The 9833-nt window shown below is 50.0% G+C and carries 8 protein-coding genes and 1 CRISPR repeat array; of the genes, 4 read left to right on the forward strand and 4 right to left on the reverse strand.

Features of this window, described 5'->3' with window-relative positions; translation table 11 throughout:
• From DXZ20_RS37145 to DXZ20_RS00840, 3 genes are all read left to right on the forward strand, one after another.
• On the forward strand, positions 1-652 hold a 652-nt coding region (locus tag DXZ20_RS37145), incomplete at its 5' end, for an ABC transporter substrate-binding protein (RefSeq protein WP_250565542.1).
• A gap of 43 nt (positions 653-695) precedes the next feature.
• The gene (locus tag DXZ20_RS00835) at positions 696-1169 is read left to right on the forward strand and encodes a hypothetical protein (RefSeq protein ID WP_163695745.1); all 474 of its coding nucleotides are present in this window, start codon (positions 696-698) and stop codon (positions 1167-1169) included.
• Positions 1169-1963 carry a hypothetical protein gene (locus DXZ20_RS00840; RefSeq protein WP_163695747.1) on the forward strand — a complete coding sequence of 265 codons (795 nt, stop codon included), beginning with the start codon at positions 1169-1171 and terminating at the stop codon, positions 1961-1963. Before DXZ20_RS00835 ends, DXZ20_RS00840 begins: the two co-directional genes overlap by 1 nt.
• A 7-nt stretch (positions 1964-1970) precedes the next feature.
• Here the strand turns inward: DXZ20_RS00840 and DXZ20_RS00845 are convergent, their stop codons facing one another.
• Positions 1971-2771: a transposase gene (locus DXZ20_RS00845; protein WP_163695751.1), complete on the reverse strand. Its 801-nt coding sequence runs from the start codon at positions 2769-2771 to the stop codon at positions 1971-1973.
• 169 nt (positions 2772-2940) lie between these two features.
• Between DXZ20_RS00845 and DXZ20_RS00850 the strand changes: the two genes are divergently transcribed.
• The gene (locus DXZ20_RS00850) at positions 2941-3495 is read left to right on the forward strand and encodes a hypothetical protein (RefSeq protein WP_163695754.1); all 555 of its coding nucleotides are present in this window, start codon (positions 2941-2943) and stop codon (positions 3493-3495) included.
• A gap of 108 nt (positions 3496-3603) precedes the next feature.
• Here the strand turns inward: DXZ20_RS00850 and DXZ20_RS00855 are convergent, their stop codons facing one another.
• The 3 genes from DXZ20_RS00855 to DXZ20_RS00865 all read right to left on the reverse strand — a co-directional run bounded on the left by DXZ20_RS00855 (position 3604) and on the right by DXZ20_RS00865 (position 9762).
• A complete protein-coding gene (locus DXZ20_RS00855) occupies positions 3604-5361 on the reverse strand; it encodes a tetratricopeptide repeat protein (protein ID WP_163695757.1) in 1758 nt (585 codons plus the stop codon).
• Between the two features lie 54 nt (positions 5362-5415).
• A complete protein-coding gene (locus tag DXZ20_RS00860; protein WP_163695760.1) occupies positions 5416-7008 on the reverse strand; it encodes a tetratricopeptide repeat protein in 1593 nt (530 codons plus the stop codon).
• A 155-nt stretch (positions 7009-7163) separates the two neighbouring features.
• A CRISPR array of direct repeats spans positions 7164-8835; the repeat unit is 35 nt; unit sequence GTTTCCGTCCCCTCGCGGGGTAATGGAATTTGAAC.
• Positions 8836-9078: 243 nt separating this feature from the next.
• Positions 9079-9762, reverse strand: coding sequence for a DUF2325 domain-containing protein (locus DXZ20_RS00865; RefSeq protein WP_250565543.1), 684 nt, complete (start codon positions 9760-9762; stop codon positions 9079-9081).
• Positions 9763-9833 lie beyond the last annotated feature (71 nt).

The raw sequence follows: 9833 nt of genomic DNA on the forward strand, positions 1-9833 counted from the left end.
CCTGGTGGGCATTCCCGGTAGTCCGTTGCTCAGTAACGATCCCCGTTTTGAAGGATTAACCACCGTGAGCAGCGGTCGCACCGAGCCCGACCTGGAAAAAATTGTGGCATTAAAACCCGACCTGGTGATTGGCGCTACCGGATTCCATGACCGAACCCTGGAGCGGCTTACGGATCTAGACATCAATGTGTTATCCGTCGACATTAAAGGGTGGGATAGCCTTAAAGCAATGACCCAGGGCTTAGCCACCCAGCTGAATGCAGATCCTACAGCGCTGCTGGAACGCTACGATGCTTGCCTGGCCAAGGCTGATGCTAGCGGCCCCACAGCCATTGTGCTCGCCAGTCGAGAACCGTTGTTATCCCCCAACAGTGAAAGCTGGGCTGGGGACTTTCTACAACAGTTTAATGTTCAGAATCTGACCGCTGACTTGCCTGGTCAAAGCGAATTTCAGGGCTACATTACCCTATCCCCAGAGAAGATCTTAGAACTGAACCCACAGCAGCTATTGTTTATTGATGCTGGCGGCGGACTTGACAAAGAGATTGCCCAACTGAAAACCGATCCATTCTGGAGTCAGCTAACAGCGGTGCAGTCAGATCAGGTATACCCCTTTAATTACCACGGCTTGATTAATCCTAGTTCCAACTAAGTTTGTTTGGATATCATAAGGTCATCGAGTTTGGAGGCCAAGTATGATGGCCAAACGCAAGCAACGAGGGACAGCAGGGGATAAAACGATCTGCCTGCCCATCGCCGATAGCATTGATTATGACCAGTTGGTTGAGGACCGTGAGGCCTACCGAGAGTACCTGAACGAGCAAATAGCCAGCTATCCGGAGCTGTTCCCCAAGGGAATTGAGGAGGGATATCGGTTTCATGGGTGGGTGACCTCAGCTCGTCAGCACCTGAAAACACGTCGTATATATCTTCCCAAACAAAAAACAGCCTATCAACTGCGTCCCGATTTCGTCACGCCTTATATGAGTGAAACGTCTGAGCTAGCAGGCAAAGCAATGTATTTGAGAAAGCATGGCCTCTCTTATGATGGGATTGCTTACGTATTGGGCCGCTCGGAGATGCATTGGTATCGGTTGTGTCAATCTCTTGGCCGAGCATCCATTGTCGGAACAACGTTGAAAACAGAAGAGTCGCTCCCCCCCATCTAGTGGCCGATGAAAAGCATGGTAGCCATCAAGGAGAGCGTATCTATTGGGTGGTGACAGCGGCTAAGGGGTGTATTGTGGGCAGTGGTCTGAGCCCAACGGCTGGATACGAGGACTTGCAAGCGGCGTATGGGGACTTTGAGCAAGAGATGAGCGAGCATGCCCCTGACTATCGACCTGAGACAGTCACCACCGATGGATGGGACGCGACTCGTCGAGCCTGGGAAACCCTATTTCCTGGCATCACCTGGATTCTATGCTTTCTACATGAGGTGATTAAAGTGCGTGATTGGTGTCGCTCTAAGCCTGAGTTACGCACCTGCTTAACCGACAAGCTTTGGCATATCTATCACGCCACCAGCAAACGTCAATTTGCTCAGCGATTGCGTCGTTTTCTCGAATGGACACAATCGGTGGAGCTTCCCGACGCCATCCATGACCGGTTACAACGACTCAGAGAAAAATCTCTATTTTTCCAGAGAGCCTTCGACTTTCCTAATGCCTATCGCACCAGTAATCAGGTGGATCGCCCCATGAACTATCTCGACCGGGCACTCTATGCCATGCAAGATTTTCATGGGGCTTGGGAGGCTGCTGAGTTATCCGTTCGCTCCATGGCGATGCTGTGGAACTTTCATCCATTCTGTCGTAAAACTCAGCAGCAAAATGGAGGCTGTTTGTGTCCCTTTGAGAAACTCAATGGCTTCCGATATCATGACGACTGGATGCGTAATTTGTTAATTGCCTCTTCTCTCAATGGACGGAGACCGTTGATTACATCCCCTCACACAAACTGAGGTGGAATCAGGACTGCTCATCCTTGAAAAGCTCCTCAATATCGAAGCGTAAGCCATACTCCTGCAAGGTTTTTAGCGTAGTGGGTTCATCGCTGACAACGACCCAGAGTTCGCCATTGAGAGGATTGCGACCGACGATGACATGGACGGGACCATACCATTGTTGCTTGTGCAGTTTAACAGTGTGGAAACAGCGCACTTCGCCGCAAGCCAGATGAACTGAGTTGGGTTGTATCCAGCCTCCGGTAGAGCGCCATAGCCATGTGTTGCTCTTGAGTCGAATGCGATAGTGCCAGCCCAGGCAGCGCAGTGCACTCATGGCATCGGTATGAATGAATCCTCGGTCTGCCAGCAGAATAACCTTCACCGCCTTCGGCAGGTATCGAGCCGCCTGAACTAACATCTCGTGATACTCCCTGAAGGCAACTGTCGCACTCGAATGCTTGAGCACGCGCCAAGACAGCGGGAGGGCACGTCCTCGGTGAACCACGGCTAACCGAATCAGACAATACTCATCCCAAAACTGGGTGGTATCTAAGCTCAGATACAGACACTCGTCTTCCCAACTCGCCAGCGCGGCTTGAATAATGGGCTTGTACAACCGATGGACATTGATGCGTGGATTTCCCAGCCAGCGACGAATACGACGTTGGCGACTTTGCGCGTACTGCCCTCGGCAGGGGATATACTTGGCCCACTTCGTTAGGTTTACTTCGCCGGTATGAATCAGCGCGACGACCATCCATAGACAGGTCGTTAAATGGGTAAGGTGTGTCCAGTTGTCGCCTTGACCCAGCCAGATTTTCAAGGCATCGTAGAGGCGGGAGTTTTTTTCACAGCGTTTCTATAATTTGAGTGGTATCTAATTCTAGAGCGCTGGACTCCCGCTTCTTTCGTTATTGGCTACAATCCAAAACAGACAGTCACTTCAACAGTGTAGGCATTATCTTTTGTCAGTCAATCAGGGAACGGACACAATGCGTCATCAAGCTGCCAGGATAGCTGCGGAAGCTAACCTGATCTCAAAAGAGAAGGTTTCGCTATGGGTTGGTGGTCAATGGCGTGAAACAATGCTAATGGCCTATACGTTTCATGATGAGCCAATTGCAAGGTATCCTAAAGCTGTTAATCGCTTCGCAGAACCTGCCTTTTCTCTCTTGCAACAAGGGGGGAAACAACATGCCATAGAGGCAGAAGCATTGCTGCGTGAAGCGCTTGAGTTAGTTTCAGATGCCCCTGACCTGATGAATAATTTGGCAATGGCTCTGTATATACAAGGCCGGGAAGACGAAGCAGATGCGCTGATTCGGGATATTGTCGAACGCTATCCAGACTATATTTTTGCCAGTGCGAGTCTGGCTCGACAGTATATACAGGAAGGAGATTTGGATGCTGCTGAAGAGCTTTTACGTCCTTATTTCTCCTGCGATCGCTTCCATGTGATGGAGTTTGGTACCTTTATTGATGCGTATATTGGTCTACTAGTGGCAAAGGGAGAAAAGGATAATGTCCAACCCTGGTTAAAAATGTGAGAGCAAGTTTATCCAGAGGACCCTCAGTTAAGCTACTGGAAATCACGTTTCAGGAGAGGGTTAGGGTTATCTAAACTGTTTCGATGACAATATCCGCAAATCACCCCCTCACCCTCTCTCTTCGAGGTATCGATGAGCAATACCCAAATTCCTAAACGCTCTGGCTTCGCCGCTTTTGTCACCAACTTCTTGGGCGATTGCTAAGCCTTGGGCATGGTGGGTAATGGCTTGGGCATAGTTTCCCATAGCGGTGTAGACCAAGCCCAGGTTGCCGGATGCTTGCCCCTGACCAATTTTGTCTCCTAGCTCAGTGGCAATGGCCAGATCTTGTTGGTGATAGGTGATGGCCTGATCGTAGTCCCCTAGCGCACAGTAAAGGTTGCCCAGACCTCCGGCAGCGGCACCGATGATAACCGGACTATTCATGGTGGCCCCAATGGCCATGGCCTGGATATGGGCGTCAAGGCCTTGCTGATAGGCTTTCAAGCAATAACAGAGATGACCTTTGGCATTGAGGGCAATAGCAGCCTGGGCCTGATCGCCGATGTCTTGAGCGATCGCAACACTCTGCTCTACTAATTCCAATGCTTGTTCGTACTCCCCCAGGGTTTCGTAACTATTGCCCAGCTTACGGAGAATAGAGGCTTCCATGGCGCGATCGCAAACGGTCTTTGCCACCTCTAAAGCTGCCTGATACTGTGTCATGGCAGGGGAGTGCTGCCCCTGGGCCTGGTAAACATCGCCGATATTTTCGGTAATGATGCCAACGGTGTGCTGTTCGTTAAGTTGCTGGGCCAGGGCCAAACTTTGTTGAAAGTAGTTGAGTGCCTGCCCTAGCTGACCAAGGAAATAATTGTTGTTGCCTAAACTGTTGAGGATTTTGATCAACAGAACGCGATCGCCTAAGGACTGGGCTAGCCTGAGACAGTCTTGATGGCAGTCGATGGCGGGTTGGATCTGCCCCATAGCGCGATGGAGATTGCCGAGGTTGCCCAGGGCGATGGCTTCTCCTCGGGTACTGCCAATTTCTTTCATGGCCGCCTGGTACTGTTGCATACAGTCCATAGCCTCGGCGTAACGGCCCAGGGATTGATAGGCCAGACCCAGGTTGCCGAGAATAGCCCCCTCTTGTAGACGGTTACCGGTTTCTCGGGCGATGCTTATGGCTTGCTTATAGTGGCTAATGGCTTGGGTGGTATCTCCCAGGGAATAGTAAACGCTGCCCAGGTGTCCCAGGATAGTGCCGACCGTGTCTCGGTCTTGACTTGTGCGGGCGATTTCTAGACTTTGCTGGTGGCAGTTCAGGGCCTGATCGTAGTCGCCCAGCAGGTCGTAGACGATGCCCAGATTGCCCAGGGCTAAACCTTCGTTTTTGCGATCGCTCATTAACTGAGCCAGTGCTAGATGTTGTTGGTGATTATGCAGCGCCCGTGCCAGGTCTCCCAGAGTTTGGTAAGCGTTCCCCATACCGCTAAAGCAGGTAGAATCCCACACATAGCCTGCATACTGCTCCAGTTTGCCAATGGACTGGCGATAGAGTTGAATTTGTTCTGCATAGTGGCCCCACAGACCCAGTTGGCTATGGACAGACCTCTCGGTAAGATAGTTTGGTTCAGAGACCAGATAGATAGCTGCTTCCCAGGCATCCGTCTCGCCTAGATGGTGAAATGCTTCCATATGGCCCTTCACGGTTGCCAGATTAGATGCATCAGGTGCAGGTGTATAGCGAGTCACCCAGTTTTTTGCTGCCCGTCGCTGGGCCAGCATACTACGAAAAACCGTGTTCGGCTGTAAAGTCAACCGTGCCTCCACCTCACGCCACAGCCGTTGCCCAATATCCTCATCATCAGAACAAACGTTCACCATACATCCTCTCTCCCTTGGTTCCCTCTCTCCTCTGCCCCCTTACTCCCATCCCAATCAACTATCCGCAAACATTGCCAACACCGCATCACACCGAGCAACCAGTTCTGCATTACCTAGACTTTCAAATACCCCACGAGCCTGTTGAAAAGCCCTAAGGGAGTCGTCCTGTTGACCTACTTGCTTCAGGGTTTTGCCCAAAATCACCCACGCTTTGGCTGCTCCAGAGAGATCGCCCTGCTGTTGACGCAGTTCAACCACCCGTTGAAAACACTCGATGGCCAGTGTCAACTGTTCAAGGGTCAGATAGATGCTGCCTAAGTTGTTCCACGATTTGCTTTGTAGGGCTAAATCGTTTAAGTGCTGTGCCAGGTCTAGAGTCTTTTGATAATGGGTGATCGATTGTTGCCAATGACGTTGCTGCAACGATAGATAGGCGAGCTTATCGTGCAGATCGGCCTGGTTTGCATAATCATTCAGGTTTTCTGCGATAGATAAGGCATCTTGAAAACAGTGGATGGCAAACATGGGCATATGGCAAAGGGCATGAATATTGCCCAGGTGGGTGAGGGCGATTTGCTCGTGAGGGCTGTCGCCCAGTATTTTCACTAAACTTAGGTGTTGTTCAGCATAGGTTTTGGCTTGTCCCAGGTCTGGTAGTGAGACGTAGGCGGTGGCTAAATTACCCAGGGCATGGGCCTCACCTTGGCGGTCGCCAATATCTTGAGTAATTTCCAGGTCTTTTGCGTAGTATTCTATGGCTTTTTTAGAGTTACCCTGGGCATGGTAGACATTACCAATATTGCTAAGGGCATGCCCCTCTCCAGCGCGATCGCATAGTTCACGGGCGGTTTCTAGCCAGGTTCGATAGGCGTGTAATGCTTGGTCAAGGTCACCTTTTACAAAGTAGACGTTGCCCAAGTTATTTTGTAATTTTGCTTTGCCGTTAGTGTCATCTAGTGTTTCTATAATTTCTTGCTGACACTGGTAGCAGTCTAATGCTTGGTCATATTGTTTTAGTTTATAATAGCTGGAGCCCAGGTTGGCCAGGGCTTGTACAAGCATAGACAGGTTGCCAATATTATGAGCAATAGCTAGTTGTTGTTGATAGTACTCTATAGCCTGGGGATATTGACCCAGGCAGTGATGAGTAAGGCCCATATTGCCTGATGCTCTGGCTTGAAGTGTGGGGCTATTTAAGGTTTGACTGATTTGTGTTTCTTGTTGATTATGGGCAAGGGCAATGTGATGGTTTCCCAGGCTATTATGGGCCATGGCTAACCCGTTTAGGAGAATGGCATCCCATTCGTCATCTAATTTGCCAAGCAGGGGGGTGTAGAGTTCGATTTGTTCTTTGTAATAACCCCAGGTGTGTAGTTGGTTGTCGAGGTCTTCTTGGGTGGGGGTATTGAGGCGCAATGATAAAAGCTGGCGGGCCATTGACCAGTTATTGACGGTGCAGGCATGATGAAAGGCTTGGATAATGCCTTTTACCTGTTCGATGTTAGTGCTGCCTTTAGGTGGTTGATATCGTTTTATCCAGTTGAGCATGGCACGGTACTGGCTACGATCCGCTGGCGACTTGACTAAACTTGGGGAGTTTAGATCTAGATTGAGTTCGCTCAGGATGATGTCAGCAGGAGGAAGCATTGGGAATAGGGAGGCGGAAGATATTTTAAAGAGTGAAGACGAAAGACGGAAGGCGGAAGGCGGAAGATAAAACGCATGAAAGCCTTTAGTGGCAAGGAGGATTTATTGTAGCGCACTTTTTCTCTCTTCCATCTTCCCTCTGCTGCCTTCCAGAAGTTTCCGTCCCCTCGCGGGGTAATGGAATTTGAACAGACTTGCTCAAAGCAATTAAAGAGGAATTGGCGATTAGTTTCCGTCCCCTCGCGGGGTAATGGAATTTGAACAAACACACCGCCTGTTCAACGAACTATGCTGGTACAGTTTCCGTCCCCTCGCGGGGTAATGGAATTTGAACAAAGCATCGATGCTAGAAATTACGACCCCAAAACAGGTTTCCGTCCCCTCGCGGGGTAATGGAATTTGAACACAATGATGACCTGAAAAATTATATGGGGCAATGGTTTCCGTCCCCTCGCGGGGTAATGGAATTTGAACCTAATCTCATAGTAATTATGCAATGGTGCTATAACCTAGTTTCCGTCCCCTCGCGGGGTAATGGAATTTGAACAGTATGCAGTAAAGCTACTTCACGCTAGGCAAATAGTTTCCGTCCCCTCGCGGGGTAATGGAATTTGAACACGGAACCATCAATATATCATTGATGAGGAAGAGTGTGGTTTCCGTCCCCTCGCGGGGTAATGGAATTTGAACTTGCTGGCAAATATACCTCTTGCTGCAACGGCACGTTTCCGTCCCCTCGCGGGGTAATGGAATTTGAACATATTGCTGCCTATATTTGGATTATTTCATCCATAGCGTTTCCGTCCCCTCGCGGGGTAATGGAATTTGAACCCGAAAATCATGATGCAAAGACGCAGGCGTGATAAGTTTCCGTCCCCTCGCGGGGTAATGGAATTTGAACGTTTTGTAGTGTTTCATAATTTCACCGACATTAACAGGTTTCCGTCCCCTCGCGGGGTAATGGAATTTGAACAATCCGCTAAAGCAATTAAACCTAGTCCTCGGCGGGTGTTTCCGTCCCCTCGCGGGGTAATGGAATTTGAACTTCTAGCGACTTACCTATCTTCCAAGATGGTAGGATTGTTTCCGTCCCCTCGCGGGGTAATGGAATTTGAACGGAAATTAAGGTTTCTTACATTTCTAACGGCAGTGATATGGTTTCCGTCCCCTCGCGGGGTAATGGAATTTGAACCCAACCTATTGCTGAGGTTGATACAGTTCACACTGGTTTCCGTCCCCTCGCGGGGTAATGGAATTTGAACTCTACCATTCAACACCTGAGTGAAGAACAGCAAAATGTTTCCGTCCCCTCGCGGGGTAATGGAATTTGAACTCTTCAAGGCAACGGGATTTATTATTTTAGAGGAAGGTTTCCGTCCCCTCGCGGGGTAATGGAATTTGAACCACAGAATTAAAGGTAGTAAATACGTCAATAACCGGGTTTCCGTCCCCTCGCGGGGTAATGGAATTTGAACACATGGGGTTAAGGTCTTTGTGATCTCATTCGAAAGTTTCCGTCCCCTCGCGGGGTAATGGAATTTGAACGCGTGTCATTAACTGACGCGAGCAATCGACCAGTTTCCGTCCCCTCGCGGGGTAATGGAATTTGAACCCTGGACATTGAGCAAAGTACCGAGTTTATAATGGAGGGTTTCCGTCCCCTCGCGGGGTAATGGAATTTGAACGGTAACGTTTCTGCTGATGAAGCAACCGTACTTCAGGTTTCCGTCCCCTCGCGGGGTAATGGAATTTGAACTTTCGACAGCAGTGATTCATCCGCACGATTCGCAGGGTTTCCGTCCCCTCGCGGGGTAATGGAATTTGAACAGGCACCTTTTAAAACTATTGCTCTCAGAGGCTTCTAGACCCCTAAATCTGAGGGGGTCATTTTTGACCCCGATTAATCGAGAATGACTCCCAATAAGACCCTGTGGAAAACGTCTGAACGTCCCTCACAGTAATTAATCCGAGGGGGTCAACGGAAGAATGCGGTTTTCAAGGTTCGGCTTACCCCCTCAGATTAGCATCTGGATATCTAAATCCTAACCCCCCTGACCGAACTTTTAATAATTACGTAACACGCTGCAAAATTTCCCGCACCACCCCCGTTTTACCCCGGCAGTTCACCAGCATCACCTGGCCAGCTAACGCCCCCGATGCCTTTAACCGGTTAATACTATCCGTCGTCCCATGATTCATATACCCCGTAATCACCACAATCAAATCACACCGCTGAATCCGTAACCGCACCTGCGCCAGCTTTGAGCTACTGCGCTTAAATGGCGGTAGCTCTACCCACCGCTTTAACCCATACTGCTCCGTCAACTCCCGAATCACCTCCCGCCGAGTAGCATCATGGCCCCCCACCAAAGCCAGATGTAGCCCTGACAAATCAACCTTGGGCGCAGCCGCCTCAATCGTTGCCGGTTTACCAAACTCCCGCTCAATATACGCCAGCAGTGCCTCGATCTGCTCTTCGAGATCCCACACCCTGAGCTGTAGCACCTCATGGGCCTCCACCAACCCAACGTTTTTCCCCTTAAGCTGACCAATCTCATGATCGCTATAGTCAATTAACTCCTCCAACTCCCGCCTTAGCTGGTTATAGTCCCCCCGCAACGTTGCCAACCGCAGCAACAAATGACGATTTTCCCGATACTCACACCCTGATATTCCTCGAAAAATAATCCTTAACCATCGCCTCAACCGCCTCAACCACTTTTTGAAAGTCACTCGACACCTCATAAAACCCATCGTTGTTATTACCCTCGACATTGGGCAGGCACAAGGCCAGCCCCTACCTCACCCCTGCTCCCCCTCACCCC

It is taken from the genome of Adonisia turfae CCMR0081, from assembly GCF_011009555.1.
Taxonomy (GTDB): domain Bacteria; phylum Cyanobacteriota; class Cyanobacteriia; order Phormidesmidales; family Phormidesmidaceae; genus Leptothoe; species Leptothoe turfae.

Excerpts from the sequence above, each read along its gene's own strand:
- DXZ20_RS00835 (WP_163695745.1), top strand. The coding sequence starts at position 696 with ATGATGGCCAAACGCAAGCAACGAGGGACAGCAGGGGATAAAACGATC.
- DXZ20_RS00850 (WP_163695754.1), top strand. The coding sequence starts at position 2,941 with ATGCGTCATCAAGCTGCCAGGATAGCTGCGGAAGCTAACCTGATCTCA.
- DXZ20_RS00855 (WP_163695757.1), bottom strand. The coding sequence starts at position 5,361 with ATGGTGAACGTTTGTTCTGATGATGAGGATATTGGGCAACGGCTGTGG.
- DXZ20_RS00860 (WP_163695760.1), bottom strand. The coding sequence starts at position 7,008 with ATGCTTCCTCCTGCTGACATCATCCTGAGCGAACTCAATCTAGATCTA.
- DXZ20_RS00865 (WP_250565543.1), bottom strand. The coding sequence starts at position 9,762 with ATGGGTTTTATGAGGTGTCGAGTGACTTTCAAAAAGTGGTTGAGGCGG.